Genomic DNA, 19,987 nt, shown 5'->3' on the forward strand with positions numbered 1-19,987 from the left:
GAATGTCCCCTGCGGCCGCCATGTCCAACTTCCGTCTGACTCCCAACGCGCTGGGGCACAAGCTCAAGCTGCACCAACTCCAGATCTTCGAGCGGGTGCTCGAGCGCCGGTCGCTGTCGCGCGCGGCCAATGAACTGAACCTGACGCAGCCCAGCGTCACCAAGGCCATCTACGAGCTGGAGAAGTTCGTGGGCGCGCCGCTGTTCGAGCGGTCCAACCGCGGCGTGGTCCCGACCGAGCTGGCGCATCTCCTGGGCCGGCGGGTCAAGACGCTGATGGCCGAGCTGCGCTACATGACGGACGAACTCAATGCCGCGCTGACGGGGGAAAGCGGGCACGTCATCGTCGGCACCCTGATCGCCGCGTCGGCCAAGCTGCTGCCCGAGGCGATCTCGATGCTGATGCAGGAGCACCCGGGGATCCGCGTCACGGTCTCCGAAGGCCCCTCGTCGCAGCTCTTCCCCGCGCTGGCCACGGGCGACCTCGACATCGTGGTGGGACGCCTGCCCGAGCGCGACATCGCGCTGGGCTATGCCTATCCGCTCACCCACCACACGCTGTACGAAGAAAAACTGCATGCCGTCGTCGGCGCCCATCACCCGCTGGCGCACGCGGAAAACCTGGAACTGGGCCAGTTGATGGATCTGCCCTGGATCCTGCCCTCCGCCGAATCGCCGCTGCGCTCCGCGGTGGAGCAGACCTTCCACCGCACCGGGCTGGGCATCCCGCCCCGCCACATTGAATCCCTGTCGCTGCTGACCAACCTGGGCATCCTGCTGCGCGGCGAGGCCATCGCCCTGATGCCGCAGGACGCCGCCGCGCAGTTTCTGGACCACGGACTGCTCAAGCTCCTGCCGCTGGCCGAATTCGGCCTGTTCGGACGCGTGGGCTACTCGGTGCGGGCGAATCGGCAGCTCACGCCCGCCAGCCAGCACCTGATCGAATACCTGCATCGCATCTGCGACCTGCGCCGGACCGGGGCCCAGGCGGACTGAAGCGGCGGATCCCGCGCCACGATATCGAACGGATATCAATCGCTTCCAATTTTGTATTGGCCAGGCGCGCGAGCCCTGCGCAGAATCTCCCTCACCCAGATCCTCACGAAGGAGTCCTCATGCGAGCGCCGATCACGTTTGCCCTGGCTGCATCCATCCTCTTCGTCTGCCCGGCCCAGGCAGTCTCCACCGCGCCGCCCTTTCCCGCCAAGCCGATCACCATCGTCGTTCCCCTGACCGCGGGCGGCCCGGTCGACATCCTGGCCCGGCTGGTGGCCGAAAAGATGGCGGCGGAATTCAAGCAACCGGTCATCGTCGAGAACAGACCGGGGGGCGGCGGCAACATCGGCGCAGAACAGGTTGCACGCGCCCGTCCCGATGGCTACACCATCCTGTGCGCAACGGACACGCCCATGACCGTCAACCCGTTCATCTACAAACGCTTGACGTTTTCCGCCGCACGCGACCTGACACCGGTATCGCTGGCGGCCACCTTCGCCCAGATGCTGGTGGTGAATCCCGCCATGCCGGCAACCACGCTGGAGCAGTTCATGGCGCTGGCCAGGCAGCGGCCCGTGACGTTCGCATCCGGCGGCAACGGCAGCCCCGGCCACCTGACCGGCATGTATTTCGCGGACAAGTCGGGCATCCCGCTCACCCATGTTCCGTACAAGGGCAACTCGCAGGCCGTGGGCGATCTGCTGGGCGGCCAGGTCGACGCCGGCTTCCTGGCGACACCGGGCGTCCTGCCTCACATCAAGGCGGGCAAGCTGAAAGCCATTGCCGTCTCCAGCGCCAACCGCTCGCCGCTGTCGCCCGCTACGCCCACGTTCTCCGAGGCCGGCCTGCCGGGCTTCGAAGCCATGTTCGCGATGCTGTACATGGCGCCGGCCGGCACACCGCCCGAGGTGATCGATACCCTGAACCGCGCCATCGACCGGGCACTGCGGGCCGACGACGTGCGGGCCAGGCTCTCGGCCCTGGACATCGCGCCCGGCGGAGGCTCGCCCGCGCAGGCCGGCGCCTATCTGGCACGCTACCGTGCGCTCTGGGGCGGCATGGCGGCGAAACTGGATCTGCAGGTCGACTGACCGGCCACGCGGCCCTCAGGCGGGCAACATCCCGAGAAACGCTTCCAGCACACGGGAATTGTTGTCCACCCGCCAGGCCGCGGAAATCTCCATGACCCCGGGCTCGGCGCACGGGATGAACAGCAGTTGGTCCTGCCATCCCGCCACGCAACAGGCAGGCGCCAACGCCACGCCCGTGCCCGCGGCCACGAGCGAAAGCATCACCGGAATCTGCGCGGCTTCGCGGATGTGTTCCGGCACGTAGCCGGCGCCGTGGCACAGCTCCAGCACCTGGTCGTAATAACCGCGCGCCGGATACCGCGACAGCGTGATGAGCGTCTCGCCGTCCAGGTCGCGCAGCGCCAGGCGACGGCGACGCGCCAGCCGGTGGCCGTTCGGCAGCGCGATCTCCATGGGATCCTCCCGCAAGGTGCGCAACTGCAGTTCGCTGCCATCGACCCTGAGCGGCCCCCAGCGCCCCGGCACGTCGACCAGCGCCACGTCCAGCGCGCCATTGGCCACCGCATGCGTCTGCTCGGCCGAGGACATCTGGCGCAGATCCAGCTCCACTCCCGGATAGCCCTCGCGAAACCGGCCCAGGAAGGGCGTGATGAGCGGCAGCATGGCCGCGCTCATGAAACCGATGGCCAGCCTGCCCTGGGCGCCCCGCGCGAGGCGCTGGGCTTCATCCACCGCCTGCTCGACGGCCTTCAGGATGACACGCGCCCGTATCAGGAAAGCCTCCCCCGCCTCGGTCAGCGTCACCTTGCGGAACCGCCGGTCGAACAGATCGAAGCCCAGCCTGGCTTCCAGCACCTGGATCTGCTGGCTCAGGGGCGGCTGGGAAATGTGCAGGCGTTCCGCGGCCTTGCTGAAATGCCTTTCCTCTGCCACGGCGACGAAGTAGCGCAGGTGCCGGAACTCCATACCATATCCATTCGATATCAAAACCGATGAAATATATATTAGATATCTGGAACGACCGGGGCAACAATGGCTTTCACCAATACCCTCGGCGTTGCCACCATGAAAACCGCGTTCACGATTCGCCAGTTGGAAGACCCCGGGATCGCCGAGGCGGACCGCATCCTCCAGGACTGCGTGCACTACGGTTTCTGTGTCTCCGTCTGTCCGACTTACGTCCTGACGCGGGACGAGAACGAATCCCCCCGAGGCCGCATCGACCTGATCAAGGAGATGCTCGAATCGGACCAGCCGCCCCGGCCCGCCACCGTCAGGCACATCGACGGATGCCTGTCCTGCCTGTCGTGCATGTCCACCTGCGCAGCCAGCGTGGACTACGCGCACCTGGTGGACACCGCGCGCAGCCACATCGAGGAACACTACCGCCGCCCCCTGGCCGACCGGCTCATGCGCGGCCTGGTGGCGGCGGTCATTCCGCGCCCCGCCCTCATGCGGCTCGCGCTCCGGGCCGCCCGCCTTGCCGGACCCATCGCACCGCTGCTGCCCGGACGGCTGCGGGGCATGGTCGAGCTTGCCCCAGCCCGCCGCGCCGCGGCGCCAGCCATCCCCACGGGTCGGTTGCTGCCCGCCGAAGGCCAGGCGCGGCGGCGGGTGGCGCTCATTCCCGGTTGCGCGCAACAGGCCCTGGCGCCTCACCTGAACGAAGCGAGCATCCGCCTGCTGCGCCGGCATGGCTGCGACGTCGTGGTTCCCGCCATGTCATGCTGCGGCGCCCTGACCTTGCACATGGGCAAGACCGGGCCCGCCCGCCGCGCGGCCGCCCAGACCCTGTCCACACTGGGCCGCCTCCAGCGCGAATTCGACCTGGACGCAATCATCGTCAACGCCTCGGGCTGCGGCACGACCATGAAGGATTACGCGCACCTGATGGCCGGCGAGCCGCAGGCCGATGAGGCCGCCGCCATCGGAGGGCGAGTCCGGGACATCACCGAGGTCCTGCTGGACCTGGGCCTGAATCCTCCGGTGCGCCGCACCGGCTTGCGGGTCGCTTATCACGACGCATGCTCGCTGCAGCATGGGCAGAAGGTGGTCCAGCCGCCGCGCCAATTGCTCCGACAGGCCGGATTCGAGGTGCTCGACATTCCGGAGCGCCATTTCTGCTGCGGCTCGGCCGGCACCTACAACATGCTGCAACCGGACACCGCCGCCGAACTGGGCCGCCGCAAGGCCGGCCATATCGCCAGCACGGGCGCGCACGTGGCCTGCGCCGGCAACCTGGGCTGCCTCGAGCAGTTGCAGCGGCATGCCTCTTTGCCGCTGCTCCACACCGTGGAACTGCTGGACTGGGCCACCGGGGGTCCCGTCCCAGCCTCCCTGGAAACCCTTGGTGCCATCCCGCCCGCGGCCGCCCCCGAGGCGACCGAGGCCAACATGGCGACGGCCGACGAAGACACGCTGTGGTGACCGTCGCCACGACGCCCCCTACCCGTTTCGACCCAGACGGAATCCGACGATGACCGACTCCCTGACCGATTTCCTTTCCGCGATGCACGACCTGCTGGGCCCCGACTGGGTGAACACGGCACCCGACACGCTGTATCGCTACGGAGAGAACACCCTGCCCGGCGGCAACCGTCCGCCCGCCGCGGTGCTCTATCCTTCCTCGACGGCCGAGGTCCAGGCCATCGTCAAGGCCGCCAACCGCCACGGCGTCGCCCTCCACCCCATCAGCTCGGGCAACAACATCGGCCTGGGTACCCGCTCGGCCATGCAGGCGGGCCAGGTCGTCGTCGATCTCGGACGCCGCATGAATCGCATCCTGGAGGTCAACGACACGCTCTGCTATGCCGAGATCGAGCCGGGCGTGTCCTACCAGGCGCTCCATGACGAACTCGTGCGGCGGGGCAATCACCTGATGAGCGATTGCACCTCGGGCCCGCCCCAGGGCTCCGTACTCGGCAACGCCATGGACCGCGGCGCGGGCTACACCCCGTCCTTCGATCATTTCGGCGCCATTTGCGGCATGGAGATCGTGCTGGGCAACGGCGAGGTCATCCGCACCGGCGACGGCGGCATGGACAGCAGCCGGATGTGGCATGTCTCCAAATATTCGTTCGGCCCCGCGCTGGACGGCCTGTTCGTGCAATCGAACTTCGGCATCGTGACGCGGGCGGGCATCTGGCTGCAGATGCGCCCTCCCGCCATGAAGACTTTCCACTTCAGCTTTCCCGACGACGCCGACCTGGGCGACATCCTGGACCTGGTGCGGCCGCTGAAACTGACCAATCTCGTCCCCAGCCTGTTCCGGGTCGCCAATGACCTGTGGCTGATCGCCGAACACGAAACCCATCCGGAATATGCCCGGACCCAGGGCAGGACCGCGCTGTCGGACAGCGCGCGCCGCGAGCTCCAGGCACGGCACGGGCTGGGCGCCTGGGTTGCCTCCGGCGCGGTCTACGGCGCCTCGGCCCAGGCGCTCGACCCCGTCGTCGACAGGATACGCAGGCATTTCTGCAAATCCGGCCGGGCACGCTACATCAGCGACGAGGAGGCGGACGCGCTACCCGGCCTGTCGACGGCGAAATCGGTGTTCTACGGCATCCCGTCTTCGCAGGAACTCAGGCAGTGCAAATGGCGTCCGGGAGGCGGGCTGACCACCTTCACGCCCGGCACGCCGCTCGTCGGCGAACAAGCCCTGCGCCTGCAGGACCTGGCCCGCGCCATCCTGGCCCGCCACGGCCTGGAGTACATCTCGATGTGGGTATGCGCGGCGCGCTTCGCCCGCGGCCTGCACCAGATCGTCTTCAACCGCGAGAACCCCGAGGAACGTCAACGAGCGGACGACGCCTACCTGGAGCTGGCCCGCTCGTTCGCCGAGGCCGGCTACTCCGTGGGACGCTCGCCCATCGACTACCAGGCCCTGCATTTCGGCCAGTTGTCGCCCGAGGTACGCGCTCTCCAGGCCGGCATCAAGGATCTGTTCGATCCGCGCCACGTCCTTTCCCCCGCCCGCTACGGCCTGTCCTGAAGGGAAATCCATGCAACCCAATTTCGTCTTCCTGATCGCCGACCAGTTGCGCGCCGACCACCTGGGCGCCTACGGCAACACGGTCGTCCGCACCCCGCACATCGACACGCTGGCGCGCGGCGGAACGCGGTGGGACGCCTGCTACGTCGCTTCTCCCATCTGCATGCCCAACCGGGCCAGCCTGATGACCGGGCGCATGCCCCTGACCCATGGCGTCCGCCACAACGGGATCCCGCTCGACATGCGCGCCGCGACCTTCGTCGACGCGCTGCGACGCGCCGGCTACGCCACCGCGATGATAGGCAAGTCGCACCTGCAGAACATGACCGGCCGCCCGGCGTTCTATCCGCCCCCCGAAGCGCGATTCGAACGCGAGGCATTCGAGCCCGGCGACGGACGCTATGACCAGGAATGGATGCCGTCCTGGCGCGACGACCCGGCCCAGGACACGGCCCTGCCCTTCTACGGTTTCGACCACGTCGACCTGACCATCGAGCACGGCGACGACATATGGGGCCACTATCGCCGCTGGGCCCGCGAACAACGCTCCGACATCGACGCGCTGATCGGCCCGGAACATGCCGAGCCGGCGCCCGGCTACGCCCTGGCGGACTGCGGCCAGGCCTGGCGCACACGGGTCCCGGAAGACCTGTACTCGACCGCCTATATCGCCCGGCGGGCCGAGGAGCGCCTGGGCGAGTTCGCCCGCGCAGGCCGCCCGTTCTTCCTGAAATGCTCCTTTCCCGACCCGCACCACCCGTTCACGCCGCCGGGGCGCTACTGGTCCATGTACGACCCGGACGACATGCCCCTGCCTGCCTCCTTCGCGCCGCACGACGCGCCTCCGCCCCACCTGGCCTGGCTGCTCGCCCGGCGCGACGAAGGCGCCGCGGTCAAGCACACCCAGGTGATGTTCGGCTGCACCGAGCGCGAGGCGCGAGAGGCGATCGCGCTCAACTACGGCTCGATCTCCTTCATCGACGACGCCATCGGCCGCATTCTCGGCGCGCTCCGGGCCCATGGGCTGGAGCGCGATACCGTGGTCGTCCTGACCGCCGACCATGGCGACTACATGGGCGACCACCAGCTCCTGCTCAAGGGCCCCCTGCACTATGAAGGCCTGATCCGGGTGCCGCTCCTCTGGTGCGACCCGGCCGGATCCGGCACGGCCACGCGGACCGAACTCGCCAGCACCGTGGACCTGGCACCGACGATACTCGCCCGCGCCGGCGTCCCCGCCTACCACGGCATGCAGGGCCGGTCCCTGCTGCCGCTGCTTCAAGGCGAGCGGCCGGACTGGCGCGACGCGCTGCTGATCGAGGAAGAAGGCCAGCGCACCTATTGCGGCTTTCCCGACCGGATACGCATGCGCACGCTGATCTCGCCGCCCTACCGGCTGAGCGTGTACGAAGGCGTGGGCTGGGCCGAACTCTACGACCGCGGCCGCGACCCGCACGAAATGCGCAATTGCTGGAACGACCCGGCCTACGCCGACATCCGGACCGGATTGCTGCACCGGCTCGCCCAGGAAATGATCGCGTGTTCGGAGACCAGCCCTTACCCCTCGGCCGTGGCCTGAACCGCCTGGCGCCTCGTCCATCGCCATGGCGGGCCGGCTCGCCATAGCCATTCCGCATACCCCCGTCGGTACTTTCTATTTCGCCCCGCCTCGCATCTCACATAGACTGCCGGTCAGGATCGGAATTCTCTGGCTCGCGCAAGCCGCGCAGCACCCACAAGCCAGCCGCCATCGACGGCCCCGGCCGATGTCGCCGGGCTCGGCCATGGCGCGCTCACCGAAGACAGGACGAGAGCACCATGTACAAATACGGTCTTCCGCTCAATTTCCAGAAATGGATAGACGACAACGCCCACCTGCTCAAGCCCCCGGTCGGCAACCAGCAGATCTGGCAGGACTCCGATTTCATCGTCACCGTGGTCGGCGGCCCCAACCACCGCACCGACTACCATGACGACCCGCTGGAAGAATTCTTCTACCAGATCCGCGGCAATGCCTACCTGAAACTCTGGGTGGAAGGCAAGGAAGAGCGCGTGGACCTGAAGGAAGGCGACATCTTCCTCTTGCCTCCGCACCTGCGCCACTCTCCCCAGCGCCCCGAGACCGGCAGTGCCTGTCTCGTCATCGAACGCCAGCGCCCCGAAGGCCTGGTGGACGGCTTCGAGTGGTACTGCCTGCATTGCGGACACCTGGTGCACCGCGTCGAAGTCCAGCTCAAGAGCATCGTGACCGACCTGCCGCCGCTGTTCGAGGCCTTCTACGCCAGCGAGGACAAGCGCCGCTGCCCCTCGTGCGGCACGGTGCATCCCGGCAAGCACGTTCCGGGCACCGCATGACGGCACGGTTCGACTTCGGCGGGGTCGAACTCACCCGCATCGTCGAGGCCGAGGGCCCGCTGCTGCGCCCCGCGGAAATCTTCCCCGATTCGACCCCCGAGGCCATCCAGGCCAACCTGGACTGGCTGGCCCCGCGGTTCTACGACCCGGCCTCCGACCGGCTGGTCATCTCCATCCAGTCCTTCCTGCTGAAAAGCCGCGGCCGCCTGATCCTGGTGGACACCTGCGTGGGCGACTGCAAGGCGCGGGTACGCCCCGACTTCGACCGGCAGCACTGGGGCTGGCTGGATCGCCTGCAAGCGACCGGCGTGCGCCCCGAGGACATCGACATCGTCGTCTCCACCCACCTGCACGTCGACCACGTCGGCTGGCACACGCGGCTGGTCGGCGGCGCATGGGTGCCCACCTTCCCCAACGCGCGCTATCTCTTCACCCACGAGGAATGGGCCTATTGGAAGGAGCACGAGGGCCACTCGGGGCTCGTGCGCACCGGCGACTACGTGGGCGACTCGGTCCTGCCCGTGTTCGAAGCCGGCCTGGCCGACCTGGTCGACATGGACCACCGCATCGACGAAGCCATCCGCCTCGTTCCCGCGCCCGGGCACACGCCCGGCCACGTGGCCGTCGAGATCCAGGGCGAGCACCAGCGCGTCCTGCTGACCGGCGATGCCTTCCACCACCCGCTGCAGTGCTGCTACCCCCAGTGGAGCACGCGCTTCTGCGCCGACCCCGACCACGCCCGCCGCACCCGGCAATCGCTGCTGGAAGCCTGCGCCCGCGACGGCACGCTGGTCCTGCCAGCCCACTTCCCCGCCCCCACCGCCGGCCACATCCGCCGCGCGGCACCGGAAGACGAACACGAATTTCGTTTCGAATTCCAAAAATTACTTTAAACTTAAAACGTAAGTCCAAGGAACCGCCCATGACTTTGCAGCGCCCGGTCCCGGCCCTGGTGGCCAGCCTTTGCCTCGCGTTCGGCGTCACCGCCGCCGCGCACGCCGACATCAAGATCGGCTTCCTGGCCACGATGTCCGGACCCGGCGGCACGCTGGGCCAAGACCAGTACGACGGTTTCATGCTGGGCGTGGAAGCCGCCGGCGGCAAACTGGGCGGGCAGGCAGTCAAGATCATCCAGGAAGACGACCAGCTCAAGCCCGAGGTGGGCCGCCAGGCCGCCAAGAAGCTGATCGAGCGCGACCGCGTGCAGCTCATCACCGGCCTGAGCTTCTCGAACGTGCTGATGGCGGTCTATCGCGACGTCATCAACAGCGGCACCTTCCTGCTGGTGAACAACGCCGGCCCCAGCCAGATCGCCGGTTCGATGTGCTCGCCGCTGTATTTCTCCACGTCCTGGCAGAACGACCAGCAGCACGAGGCCATGGGCAAGTACGCCCAGCAGAAAGGCTACAAGCGCGTCGCCCTGATGGCGCCGAACTACCAGGCCGGCCGCGAGGCGCTGACGGGCTTCAAGCGCTACTTCAAGGGCGAAGTCCTGAGCGAGACCTACACCCAGGTCAACCAGCCCGACTACTCGGTGGAAATCACCCAGCTGCGCACCGCCAGCCCCGACGCCGTGTTCATCTTCTATCCCGGCGGCATGGGCGTAAATTTCGTCAAGCAATACCACCAGGCCGGCCTGCTGGGCAAGGTCCCGCTGCTGTCGGGTTCCACGGTGGACGGCACGACCTTGCCGGCGCTGCAGGACCTGGCGCTGGGCGTGATGTCGGGCGGGCCATGGTCACCCGACCTGCCCAATGCGGCCAACCGCAGCTTCGTCGAGCAGTTCCGCAAGAAATACGGGCGCATCCCCTCGCACTACGCGGCCTATGGCTACGACTCCGCGCAGGCCCTGAATGCCGCGCTCAAGGCCACCGGCGGCCGCCTGGACGACAAGAAAGCCTTCGAACAGGCAATGGTCAAGGCGAATTTCCCCTCAGTGCGGGGCAACTTCAAATTTAACAATAATCACTTCCCCGTATCGAACTACTACGCATTCGAAGTGGTGCGCGACCCCGCGGGCGGCGTGACGCTGGCCACGCGGGAAACCGTGTTCCCGGACCACCAGGACCCCTACCATGGGGAATGCAAGCTGAAATAACCGTCCGGCACCGGCGTCGCGCCGCCGACCGCAGTATCCCGGGGGCCGGGCATCCGGCCTCATCCACCCCGCAGGCAAGCCAGGAGTCCGCATGAAAACCGCCAAACTGATAGCCATCGCATCGATACTGCAAGCGGCCTTCGCCGCCCCCTCCTTCGCCGCCGTCAAGATCGGCTTCGTCTCCACGCTGTCCGGTCCGGGTTCGGTGCTGGGGCAGGACCAGTACGACGGCTTCATGCTGGCCGTGGAACAGGGCCAGGGCAAGCTGGGCGGGGTCGACGTCCAGGTCCTGAAGGAAGACGACCAGATGAAGCCCGAGGTCGGCCTGCAGGTCGTGCGCCAGTTGCTCGAGCGCGAGAAGGTCCCCCTCATCACCGGCCTGATCTACTCGAACGTCATGATGGCGGTCCACCGTCCCATCACCAGCGCGGAGGTCTTCCTGGTCGGCTCGAACGCCGGCCCCACCCCGATCACGGGCAAGGGCTGCTCGCCCTACTTCTTCTCCACCTCGTGGAACAACGACCAGTTGCACGAGGCCGGCGGCGAGCTCGCCAACAAGATGGGCATCAAGAAGATCCAGTTGCTGGCCGCCAACTACCAGGCCGGCAAGGACGCCATGGAAGGGTTCAAGCGAACCTTCAAGGGCCAGGTGGTGGGCGAGACCTTCACCCAGGTCAACCAGCCCGACTACTCGGTCGAGATCTCCGCCCTGGCCTCCAGCAAGCCCGAGGCCATCTACACCTTCTATCCGGGCAGCATGGGCGTGAACTTCGTCAAGCAGTACCGGCAGGCCGGCATGTTCGACAAGGTCCGCATGCTGTCGACCTCGACCATCGACGGCTCCACCCTGCCCGCCCTGCAGGACGCCGCGCTGGGCGCGGTCACGGCCGCTCCGTATTCGCCCGACCTCGACAATCCGGCCAACAAGAAATTCGCCGAGGCCTTCCGCAAGAAGTACAACCGCGAACCCTCGATGTATGCGGCGCAATCCTACGACGCCGCCAGCCTGATCGCCTCGGCCCTGGCCAAGACCAAGGGCAACGTGTCCGACAAGGCCGCGTTCCGCGCGGCGCTGCGGGAAGCCAAGTTCGATTCCGTGCGCGGCTCCTTCGCGTTCAACACCAACCAGTTCCCGATCGCGCCGTTCTACCGGGTCGACGTGGCCAAGGACGCCAACGGCAAGCCGGCGTTCGTGACCAAGGGGGTGATCTACGAGCACAGCAAGGACTCGTATGCGGGCGAATGCCAGATGAAGTGACGTGTGAATGGGGGCCTCAGGGGCCCCATTCATGAGCATGTCCGCGTGCCGGCAATGCGAATGGCCGATTGAGCTATCATGCGCGGGCAAGCTTCGACTTCCGGCACCGTGCAGACTTCCTCCATTCCTCGGGAAAACACCGCGTTATTGACATCTCTGGCCATCGGCGATTCGCTGCTGCTGATGATCGTCGCCCAGAACCTGAGACGGCACGGGATTGCGGTCACGGTCTTCGGGCCACATATCCACCGGCTACGCGCCTGGTTTCCCGGTTTCGATATTCGCGAAGAGTTGCCTGGTGATGCAGCGGAATGCCCGGCGGAATTCCGGACCGTCATCCAATTGCACGAACCGGGCACGGATGCGCCGCAGCGGCGCATCGTGGCGCTGGAAAATCTACGCAGGCTGAAGGTACCGGCCTCGCTGGCCCAAAGGCTGGCCAACTTCAGCCGTGATTCGTTGGGCCTGGCCCAGGCTGACAAATACAACGGCCTTGTCCCGCCTCCCGGACTCGTCTACCGCAAGCATGCCTCCCGTGTCGCCATCCATCCCATGGCCAGCACGCCCGACAAGCGCTGGCTGGCGTCCCGCTTCGTCGCTCTGGCCGTTCGGCTCAAGCGCCGGGGCCTGGACCCGCAATTCATCGTAGGTCCCTCCGAGCGGCCGCAGTGGGAGCACGTCCAGGAACTGGGTATAGGCCTGCCCCGGCTTGGCGCGCTGGAGAATGTCACCGCCTGGCTGTTCGAGTCGGGATGGTTCATCGGCAACGATTCCGGCATCGGCCACCTGGCCTCGAATCTGCATGTCCCTGCCTTGTCGCTGTTCATGCGCCGGGGAAGCGCCCGGACATGGCGCCCCGACTGGGGCCCCGGTCGCATTCTGATCGGCAGCGACGGCATTCCCATGGGCAAGCTCAAAGAAAAGCTCTGGAAATACGCGCTGACGTCAGGACGAGTGGAGCGTGCCTTCAACCAGTTGCAGTCGCAGGTTTCCGCGAAACAGACCGATCTCCCCTGGGACAAGGCCCAAGAAAACACGGCCCGGCCCAGCGGAAACGCGACTCGCGCCATCATGCCCCCAGCCAGGTTCCTGCCGGCTGCGGCCGACGATACGGAATCCTGATTCAGGCCGTCTCACTGAACTGCATCTTGTAGAGCGCGGCGTACAGCCCGCCGGCCGCCAGCAGATCCGAGTGCCCGCCTTGTTCCACGATACGGCCCTTGTCCAGCACGACAATGCGATCGGCATTCTGCACAGTCGACAACCGGTGGGCGATGACCAGGGTGGTGCGGCCTTTCATGAGCCGTTCCAGCGAAGCCTGCACCTGCCGCTCGGATTCGTTGTCCAGGGCCGAGGTGGCCTCGTCCAGGATCAGGATGGGCGCATCCTTGATCAGCGCGCGGGCAATGGCCAGGCGCTGCCGCTGTCCGCCCGATAGCCTGGCGGCGTTCTCCCCTACCCTGCTATGCATGCCTTGCGGCAGGGAATCGACGAACTCCAACAGATTCGCATCGGCCAGGGCCTGCCGAATGACCTGCTCGGAGGGTTCGCTGCGGGCGCCGTAGCTGACATTCGCAGCGATGGTCTCGTCGAACAGCACCACGTCCTGGCTGACCAGCGAAATCGCGTCGCGCAAGCTGGTCAATGTCAGCTCCTCGATCGGCACCCCGTCCACCCGTATCAAGCCCGAAGATGGCAGCGCAAAGCGCGGCAGCATCGATACCAAGGTCGTCTTGCCGCTCCCTGACCGGCCGATGAATGCCACTGTCTGCCCCGGCTCCACCTTGAACGAAATATCGGCCAAGGTATCCCGGGCAGCCTCGGGAAACCTATGCGACACGTTCTCGAACTCAATGCGGCCGCGCACCGGCTGGGCCAAGGTGCGCGTACCGGCATCCGGCTCGGGCATCTCGTCCACCAGGGCGAATACACTCTCGGCCGCCACCAGCATGCGTTGCATGGGGCTGGCGACATTGGCCAGCCGCTTGAGCGGATCCAGTATCTGCAGCATGGCCGTCACGAAAGCGGCGAAACCTCCTACCGTGATCTGGTTGGCACCCGACTGCCCCAGCGCGGTCGCTACCACGATGGCCAAGGCAACCGCGGAAATGGCTTGAGTGATGGGCGCCGACGCCGCCGTGGCCACGGCATTGCGCATGGCAAAACGGCGCAACCGGCCATTGACCTGGAGGAACCGGGCCTCTTCGTGCTCGTAGCCGCTGAACAACTTGATCACCCTCTGCCCGTCAATGGCTTCGCTGACAATGCGGGTCAACTCGCCATTCATGGCGATGGTCTCGCGGTTGATCCTGCGGATGCGGCGGGAGATGGCCCGCATGATGAAGGTGGACAAGGGAAAAGCCACCAGCGCGATCAGCGTGAGCTGCCAGGACAGATACAACAGCACGCACACCAGCGACACCACGATCAGCGTCTCGCGCACCAGCACGGTGATGACTTCGGTGGCCAACTGCATCACGCCCGCTGCATCCACCACGAAGCGGTTGAGCAACAACGACGACCCCATGCGCTTGAAATAGGTATCGGGCAGGCGCAACAGGCGATCGAACATTTCCCCGCGCAGGTCCGCCAGCACATGGTTGGCCGACCACGCCAGGAGATAGTCACTCAGGAAGTTCAATACACCGCGGACCAGGAAAATACCGACGATGGCCAGCGGGATCTTCCAGACATAGTCCGGATTCTGACCATTGAAACCGCCGTCCAGCAGCGGTTTCATCAGCATCGCCAGGACAGGCTGCGATGCCGCCACCCCTGTCAGGAACAACATGCCGAGCGCGAGCGCTTTCCAATACTTCAGGACCCGCGTATAGACGCGGCGCCACAAATCGGCTTTGACGGGATGGGAGTTCACGAGGGAGTTTTCCGGAGCCAGACCGAATGCCGCTTCGACCTTCCCGCGGCGGCAGGCCCGCTTACAATACGAAGCTTCACATTGTACGCGCAGGCGGCCATCCGCCGGACTGCCCGCCCCTGCCTCTTGATGCCACGCGCCGACTCCATCTACGTACGCCTGCCTAACTGGGTTGGCGATGCCTGCATGTGCCTGCCCGCCCTCGAGTTGCTGCGGCGGGAAGGCCACCCGCTGGTGCTTTGCGGACGCGCCTGGGCCCAGGACCTGTTCTCCGGCCTGACGGGCCATGATGGATTCATCGCGCTGGGCCGCTCGTTCGGCGAAAACAGGCAGACGCTGCGCCGCTCGCTGGCCGGTCACGGCTCGGTGCGTGGCCTGATATTCCCCAATTCACTGTCCAGCGCCGCACTGTTTCGCCTGGCCGGCATCCGATCCGCAGGCTATCGCGGCGATGGCCGGTCGCTGCTGCTGAGCTGGGCATTGCCCAAGCCGCATGGCCTGCACGAGGTGGAGGTGTTTTACCGGCTGGCCTACGAGACGCTACGGCGCTGGCACCCCGGTCCGGCCAGCCGGCCTCCGGAGCCCGGCAAGCGCCTCGCGCTGCCCCTGACGGCGGCCCACCACGAACACGCCACGCAAACATTGGCGCAGGCAGGCATCACGGGCCCCTTCGTCCTGCTGGCGCCCATCGCCGCCGGGCTGCACCACGGCCGGCCCAAGGCATGGCCGGGGTTCGGCGCCCTGGCCGAGGCGCTCGGGCAACGCGGATGGACTTGCGCGATCTGTCCGCCCCCGCACGAGGTGGCCGTCTCGCGCGCGGCCGTCCCGTCCGCCACGGTACTGCCGCCGCTGTCCCTGGGTGCCTTTGCCGCCCTGACCACGCACGCTGCCGCGGTGGTATGCAACGACTCGGGTACGTCGCATGTTGCCGCCGCCGCGGGCGCCCGCCAAGTCACCCTATTCGGCGTCACTCGCCGGGAGCGCACCGGCCCATGGTCGCCCGATGCAGTCTGCCTGGGCGCCGAGGGGCAATGGCCGGCCGTGCCCGAAGTCGTCGCCGCCGTCGAACGGCTGGCCCAAGGGGACACCGCATGAGCCGCAGGACTGCCGCGAAGACACCGCGGATCCTGGTCGTCGCCCTGCGCTACCTGGGCGACGTGCTGCTGACCACCCCCCTGCCCCATGCGCTGCGCCAGCACTATCCTGGCTGCGAGGTCGACATGCTGGTGTTCAAGGGCACCGAAAGCATGTTGCAGAACAACCCGGACATCCGCCGGGTCTACACCATCCCCGAACGCCCGGCACGCGAGGAAATCCTTGCACTCGCCCGCCAGCTCTGGCGCCGTTACGACCTCGCCGTGGTGCCGCAACCCGGCGACAAACCCCACCTGTTCGGTTTCGTGGCGGCACCTCGGCGGATTGGACTGGTCTCGACCGAACGCAGCCATTCCTGGTGGAAAAGGCTGTTGCTGCGACACGCTCTGTCGGTCGACGGGATCACCCACCGCGTTCGCGAAAACGAACAGGTAGTGCAGATGCTGGGCGTGCCGTCCGCCCGCACCGTCATCCCCCCGACGGGCCAGATAGCTCCTGAGGCGTGGGCGGGAAAACTCTCGCCGTACCTGCACGGCACCGCTCCTTTCGATCCACGCCAGCCCTTCGCGGTGATCCATCCCTCGCCACGCTGGCGCTACAAGCGGTGGCATACGGCAGGTTGGGCCAGCCTCATGGGCGAACTGCGGCAGCAAGGCTTACGCCTACTGTTGAGCGGCGGTCCGGGCGAAGCGGAAAGCCGGTACCTGGACGAGATCCTGGCCGCGCTGGACGCCCCGACCCGCGCGGCCGTCATCCGCATCCAGGGCTGCCTGGGCCTGGGCGAACTGGCCGATCTCCTGCATCTGGCCCGGCTGTACGTGGGACCGGACACCGCCACGACCCATCTGGCCGCCGCCTGTGGCACTCCTACCCTGGCACTGTTCGGCCCAACCGAGCCCCGCCAATGGGGCCCCAGCCCGCCCGACGGGCTGGAGCCGCCCTGGGACCAGCGCGCATCCAGCCAAGTACGCGGCAACGTCGTCCTGCTGCAGGAACCCTTCCGCGCATGCGTGCCGTGCCAGCAGGAAGGCTGTGAGCGGCACCGCGAAAGCCACTCCGAATGCCTGGACCGCATGGCTCCGGAACGCGTATGCCAGGAAGCGGTCGCCATACTGCGCCGGCAACCCGGCGGCGGGGATGCTGTCCCTGCCCCACCAGCGGAAACCCAGCCATGAAACTCGCTATCGCCTGCCACCGTTTCGGCTACGGCGGCGGCATGGAACGCTACACCATGGACCTGGTGCGTGGGCTGCATCGGCTGGGAGTGCGTCCCCTGGTCTTCGCCCGCGAATTCGACACGGCCATTCCCGAACATGCCTACGTGGAACCGGTACGGATCAACGTCCGGGCCCTGCCCTCGAAACTGCGCGATCACTATTTTTCGGCGCGGGTCCGCGCGCTCAAGGACAGCCACGGGGTGGACGTCCTGATCGGATGCAGCCGCACCGCCGTGTCCGACATCGCCATTTGCGGCGGCACGCACCAGGGATTCCTCGCCCATGCCCAACGCTCGCCCAAATGGTCGGATCGCTGGCAGATCCGGCTCGAAACGCGCCACTATGCCCATGCCCGCAAGGTGGTCGCGCACTCCGGCTTCATGGCGCAAGAGTTGGAACGGTATTACGACCTCCCCGCCGGCAAACTCCATGTCGCCTATCCGCCGGTCGACGCTACCCGATTCGTACCCGTGACACCCGAGCGCCGCCTCGAATTGCGGCGGGCGCTGGGCATCTCCGACGGGCAAGTCGCGTTCCTGTTCCCCTCCACCGGCCATGGCCGCAAGGGATACGAGCAACTCGCCTCGTTCTTCCAGGACACGGCGCTGCCGGTGTGCCTGCTCGTCGCCGGCCGGCCGGTCGACGCGCAGTCGCCCCGGATCCGCTACATCGGCTACCGGCAGGACATCGAGGACTGCTATCGCGCCGCCGATTTTACGATTCTGGCCTCGCGCTACGAACCCTTCGGCCTGGTCGGTCCGGAGTCCGTGCTATGCGGCACTCCGGCCGTGCTACCGCGCGACACCGGCTGCGCCGAGGTGCTGTCGCGCGAAGCATGCGTCACGTTCGACCTGGATAGCCCGGCGTCGCTGGCTGACGCCATCGCCGGCTGCGTGGCACGGGTCCACGAGGGTCGCGCACGGCTATCGTCGCCGTCCGCCCACCTGTCCTATGCCACTGACGTCCTGGCCCATGCGCGCATCGTTCTCGACCTGGCCACCGCTCAGGCCGGCGGCTGAGATGGCGGACGCTGCCGTGCGACCCGCAGGAAGGGCCGCACCAGGATCTGATGCAGGAAACGCTGATACAAATAGCGTTTGAGGTAATAGCCGATGCTGCGCCGGGATTTCTCGGCAGTGTCCAGGTCGACCCGCCCGCCCTCCAGGTACGAGGTCTGCGCGAGTTCGGTCAACCCTATGCAGCTGGGCACGACGGCCCGGACCCGAACGATGCCCCGGCGCTCGAATCCCGCCCAGAAATCGGCTGCGCTCCAGACCGGCTGCAAGGCCGCCAGCATGCGCTCGGCGGCTCCACGCGTCACGATGTAACCATGGGCAAGCCACCAATGTCCGTATCGCCTTACCAGATGCCTCTGGCCGTCCAGCGACTGGCGGCCCCAGCGCGTGTACTTGTCGACATGGGACAACAGCACCACCGTCGGACTCGCCGGGTCCAGTACGCGCTCTAACTCCCGCAGGACTCGCGGCACGTCGACGCCCGGCGCGGCATCGTCCTCCAGCACCAGAGCCCGGTCGGCGCCTTCGTCCAGCATCCGCCGATAGACGGCCAGATGGCTCAGGGCGCAACCGAGCTCGCCACGCGACAGCGGCCGGTAATCGCGTGTAGCGGTAGCCTCATCGTACAGGGCGGAGACGGCCTGCGCGTCAAGTTGCGCTCCGTCCACGGCCTGGCAAAGCACGTAGGACAGCCCCAAACGATCCAACTGCGTCCCGATTTTCCGTCGACGCTCGGCGGCACGCTCGAGATTGATGACGTATATCGGCATCATGAGTGAACGGCCTCCTGGTTCATCGCGCCTCTCGGGGCCGGCTCCCGGCAAACGATGAATGCCACCAGCCACGCCATGATCAGAACGTAGAAGGCATTGGTGATCGAAATACTGAACATGGCCTCGGTCAGCCCGAAAATGAAGAAACTCACAGCCGTGGTCAGTCCCATTGCCGCCGCACACGCAACACGAGGGTCCGCACGGCGCAACCTCCTGCCGAAGAAAACCGCGGGAGCCAGATAAAGCGTCAGTACCGCGATGAGACCGGGAACGCCGTAGGCGGCCATCGCATACAGAATATCGTTATGGGAATGGGCAAGTTCTGCGGCTTCTCGTGTGATCAGCCCCGCCTTGGCCTGTTCCCTGAGCGCATCTCTGAAATGCTCCCTTCCCACCCCGGTCCAGGGATGTTCTGCAAAAAGCCTCAGCGATGCGTGCCACACCTGGATGCGACCACCGCTCGAACTATCCAGCGTGTTCTTGCCGCCCGCCAGTGCCGCCACGCTTTCGGCCACCCGCTCCCGCACCATGTCGCTGGTACCCGCAATCGATACGCCGACGACCACCAGCGCGCTCAGCGCCATTACCCGCAGCTTGCGGGAACCATGACGATATGAGGCACATACGACACAGACCAGCACCGGGACGGCCAGCCAGCTACCGCGGGTCTGCCCCGAATACGCGACATACATGCCGGCCAACATCGCCAGCAGCTTCACCCCATGGATCGCATACTGCCGAGGCTCGTCCCATCCGATGGAGATGGCCGCCAGCGCCCCCATCAACAAAGCCAGGTTGGAAAAAGGGATGATGTTGTAGATTCCCACGTGGTCCGGTCGCATCTCGAGGGTGGCGAAATGAATCCACACCGCGGCATAGCAAGCCGCCGCGGCACACCCCCAGGCCATCCACTCCAGTCGTTTCGCCCCCAGCCTGGTCAGGCCCCAGGCCAGCACGAACAGCAGGACAAAGCGTGTGAACAGGTAAGGAATGTTGATCGGCTGCCCGGCCACTGCCTGCTGGATGGCCACCGCCAGCGGCCACAGCAGAAATGCCAGGCTCAGGCCACCGGCGCTGCGCCAGTAAGTGCCCCAGCGCTCCCGGTCGCGTCCGGGCATGAGCAGGCATCCAAGCCCCCAACAAGCCAGCACGGTGAACAGCGCGTTGGAAACCGACATCTTCGGCAGCAGGAACACCGGGAACAGCGCCAGCAATACCGCGAGCAGCCCCTGCAGACCCGCGAACCCCATCGCCGAACGAACAGCCCTCGACAGACCAACCAC

General features: G+C 66.6%; 17 protein-coding genes. 13 read left to right on the forward strand and 4 right to left on the reverse strand.

The genetic code is table 11. From position 1 onward, the window contains the following. The first annotated feature begins 20 nt into the window (after positions 1-20). Both R4823_RS19745 and R4823_RS19750 read left to right on the forward strand, forming a co-directional pair. Positions 21-995, forward strand: a complete 975-nt coding sequence (locus tag R4823_RS19745; protein WP_338615884.1) for a LysR substrate-binding domain-containing protein — start codon at positions 21-23, stop codon at positions 993-995. A 119-nt stretch (positions 996-1,114) separates the two neighbouring features. Next, positions 1,115-2,086: a tripartite tricarboxylate transporter substrate binding protein gene (locus tag R4823_RS19750; protein ID WP_279818304.1), complete on the forward strand. Its 972-nt coding sequence runs from the start codon at positions 1,115-1,117 to the stop codon at positions 2,084-2,086. 15 nt (positions 2,087-2,101) lie between these two features. Here R4823_RS19750 and R4823_RS19755 read toward each other — a convergent pair whose 3' ends face one another. Beyond that, positions 2,102-2,992, reverse strand: coding sequence for a LysR substrate-binding domain-containing protein (locus R4823_RS19755; RefSeq protein WP_087840761.1), 891 nt, complete (start codon positions 2,990-2,992; stop codon positions 2,102-2,104). A gap of 99 nt (positions 2,993-3,091) precedes the next feature. Between R4823_RS19755 and glcF the strand changes: the two genes are divergently transcribed. The 8 genes from glcF (at position 3,092) to R4823_RS19795 (ending at position 12,850) form a co-directional block, all read left to right on the forward strand. Further along, positions 3,092-4,453, forward strand: coding sequence for a glycolate oxidase subunit GlcF (gene glcF, locus R4823_RS19760; protein WP_087840861.1), 1,362 nt, complete (start codon positions 3,092-3,094; stop codon positions 4,451-4,453). A gap of 49 nt (positions 4,454-4,502) precedes the next feature. Further along, positions 4,503-6,017: an FAD-binding oxidoreductase gene (locus R4823_RS19765; protein ID WP_087840762.1), complete on the forward strand. Its 1,515-nt coding sequence runs from the start codon at positions 4,503-4,505 to the stop codon at positions 6,015-6,017. 10 nt (positions 6,018-6,027) lie between these two features. Further along, positions 6,028-7,596, forward strand: coding sequence for a sulfatase-like hydrolase/transferase (locus R4823_RS19770; RefSeq protein WP_087840763.1), 1,569 nt, complete (start codon positions 6,028-6,030; stop codon positions 7,594-7,596). A 239-nt stretch (positions 7,597-7,835) separates the two neighbouring features. Then, on the forward strand, positions 7,836-8,372 hold the full coding sequence (locus tag R4823_RS19775; RefSeq protein WP_087840764.1) for a 3-hydroxyanthranilate 3,4-dioxygenase: 537 nt from the start codon (positions 7,836-7,838) through the stop codon (positions 8,370-8,372). Further along, positions 8,369-9,265, forward strand: coding sequence for an MBL fold metallo-hydrolase (locus R4823_RS19780; RefSeq protein WP_087840765.1), 897 nt, complete (start codon positions 8,369-8,371; stop codon positions 9,263-9,265). Before R4823_RS19775 ends, R4823_RS19780 begins: the two co-directional genes overlap by 4 nt. A 29-nt stretch (positions 9,266-9,294) precedes the next feature. Next, positions 9,295-10,470 (forward strand): ABC transporter substrate-binding protein, encoded by a 1,176-nt coding sequence (locus R4823_RS19785; RefSeq protein ID WP_087782232.1) that lies wholly within the window; start codon positions 9,295-9,297, stop codon positions 10,468-10,470. 91 nt (positions 10,471-10,561) lie between these two features. Next, positions 10,562-11,728: an ABC transporter substrate-binding protein gene (locus R4823_RS19790; RefSeq protein ID WP_087782233.1), complete on the forward strand. Its 1,167-nt coding sequence runs from the start codon at positions 10,562-10,564 to the stop codon at positions 11,726-11,728. Between the two features lie 78 nt (positions 11,729-11,806). Next, positions 11,807-12,850 (forward strand): glycosyltransferase family 9 protein, encoded by a 1,044-nt coding sequence (locus R4823_RS19795; RefSeq protein ID WP_132979364.1) that lies wholly within the window; start codon positions 11,807-11,809, stop codon positions 12,848-12,850. Between the two features lies 1 nt (position 12,851). On the opposite strand, the gene msbA is transcribed toward R4823_RS19795, so the two are convergent. After that, complete coding sequence (msbA, locus tag R4823_RS19800) at positions 12,852-14,603, reverse strand: lipid A export permease/ATP-binding protein MsbA (RefSeq protein ID WP_255407810.1); 1,752 nt, start codon at positions 14,601-14,603, stop codon at positions 12,852-12,854. Between the two features lie 129 nt (positions 14,604-14,732). On the opposite strand from msbA, the gene R4823_RS19805 reads away from it, so the two are divergent. Genes R4823_RS19805 through R4823_RS19815 form a run of 3 tightly spaced genes read left to right on the forward strand, consistent with a single transcriptional unit; the run spans position 14,733 to position 17,934 of the window. After that, positions 14,733-15,698: a glycosyltransferase family 9 protein gene (locus R4823_RS19805; RefSeq protein ID WP_338615887.1), complete on the forward strand. Its 966-nt coding sequence runs from the start codon at positions 14,733-14,735 to the stop codon at positions 15,696-15,698. Continuing rightward, positions 15,695-16,873: a glycosyltransferase family 9 protein gene (locus R4823_RS19810; protein ID WP_338615888.1), complete on the forward strand. Its 1,179-nt coding sequence runs from the start codon at positions 15,695-15,697 to the stop codon at positions 16,871-16,873. Before R4823_RS19805 ends, R4823_RS19810 begins: the two co-directional genes overlap by 4 nt. Then, positions 16,870-17,934 carry a glycosyltransferase family 4 protein gene (locus R4823_RS19815; protein ID WP_132979367.1) on the forward strand — a complete coding sequence of 355 codons (1,065 nt, stop codon included), beginning with the start codon at positions 16,870-16,872 and terminating at the stop codon, positions 17,932-17,934. Before R4823_RS19810 ends, R4823_RS19815 begins: the two co-directional genes overlap by 4 nt. On the opposite strand, the gene R4823_RS19820 is transcribed toward R4823_RS19815, so the two are convergent. After that, positions 17,919-18,704: a glycosyltransferase family 25 protein gene (locus tag R4823_RS19820; protein WP_132979368.1), complete on the reverse strand. Its 786-nt coding sequence runs from the start codon at positions 18,702-18,704 to the stop codon at positions 17,919-17,921. The genes R4823_RS19815 and R4823_RS19820 overlap by 16 nt on opposite strands. Then, entirely contained in the window at positions 18,701-19,987 is a 1,287-nt protein-coding gene (locus R4823_RS19825) for an O-antigen ligase family protein (protein ID WP_338615889.1), read from the reverse strand. Before R4823_RS19825 ends, R4823_RS19820 begins: the two co-directional genes overlap by 4 nt.

Source organism: Pigmentiphaga sp. CHJ604, assembly GCF_036972535.1.
GTDB lineage: Bacteria > Pseudomonadota > Gammaproteobacteria > Burkholderiales > Burkholderiaceae_B > Pigmentiphaga > Pigmentiphaga daeguensis.

What these genes read in the sequence shown, in the direction of transcription:
- glcF (WP_087840861.1), top strand. Translation starts at nt 3,092, where the DNA reads ATGAAAACCGCGTTCACGATTCGCCAGTTGGAAGACCCCGGGATCGCC.
- R4823_RS19765 (WP_087840762.1), top strand. Translation starts at nt 4,503, where the DNA reads ATGACCGACTCCCTGACCGATTTCCTTTCCGCGATGCACGACCTGCTG.
- R4823_RS19780 (WP_087840765.1), top strand. Translation starts at nt 8,369, where the DNA reads ATGACGGCACGGTTCGACTTCGGCGGGGTCGAACTCACCCGCATCGTC.
- R4823_RS19755 (WP_087840761.1), bottom strand. Translation starts at nt 2,992, where the DNA reads ATGGAGTTCCGGCACCTGCGCTACTTCGTCGCCGTGGCAGAGGAAAGG.
- R4823_RS19790 (WP_087782233.1), top strand. Translation starts at nt 10,562, where the DNA reads ATGAAAACCGCCAAACTGATAGCCATCGCATCGATACTGCAAGCGGCC.
- R4823_RS19770 (WP_087840763.1), top strand. Translation starts at nt 6,028, where the DNA reads ATGCAACCCAATTTCGTCTTCCTGATCGCCGACCAGTTGCGCGCCGAC.
- R4823_RS19815 (WP_132979367.1), top strand. Translation starts at nt 16,870, where the DNA reads ATGAAACTCGCTATCGCCTGCCACCGTTTCGGCTACGGCGGCGGCATG.
- R4823_RS19810 (WP_338615888.1), top strand. Translation starts at nt 15,695, where the DNA reads ATGAGCCGCAGGACTGCCGCGAAGACACCGCGGATCCTGGTCGTCGCC.
- R4823_RS19820 (WP_132979368.1), bottom strand. Translation starts at nt 18,704, where the DNA reads ATGATGCCGATATACGTCATCAATCTCGAGCGTGCCGCCGAGCGTCGA.
- R4823_RS19785 (WP_087782232.1), top strand. Translation starts at nt 9,295, where the DNA reads ATGACTTTGCAGCGCCCGGTCCCGGCCCTGGTGGCCAGCCTTTGCCTC.
- R4823_RS19745 (WP_338615884.1), top strand. Translation starts at nt 21, where the DNA reads ATGTCCAACTTCCGTCTGACTCCCAACGCGCTGGGGCACAAGCTCAAG.
- R4823_RS19805 (WP_338615887.1), top strand. Translation starts at nt 14,733, where the DNA reads ATGCCACGCGCCGACTCCATCTACGTACGCCTGCCTAACTGGGTTGGC.
- R4823_RS19750 (WP_279818304.1), top strand. Translation starts at nt 1,115, where the DNA reads ATGCGAGCGCCGATCACGTTTGCCCTGGCTGCATCCATCCTCTTCGTC.
- R4823_RS19775 (WP_087840764.1), top strand. Translation starts at nt 7,836, where the DNA reads ATGTACAAATACGGTCTTCCGCTCAATTTCCAGAAATGGATAGACGAC.
- R4823_RS19795 (WP_132979364.1), top strand. Translation starts at nt 11,807, where the DNA reads ATGCGCGGGCAAGCTTCGACTTCCGGCACCGTGCAGACTTCCTCCATT.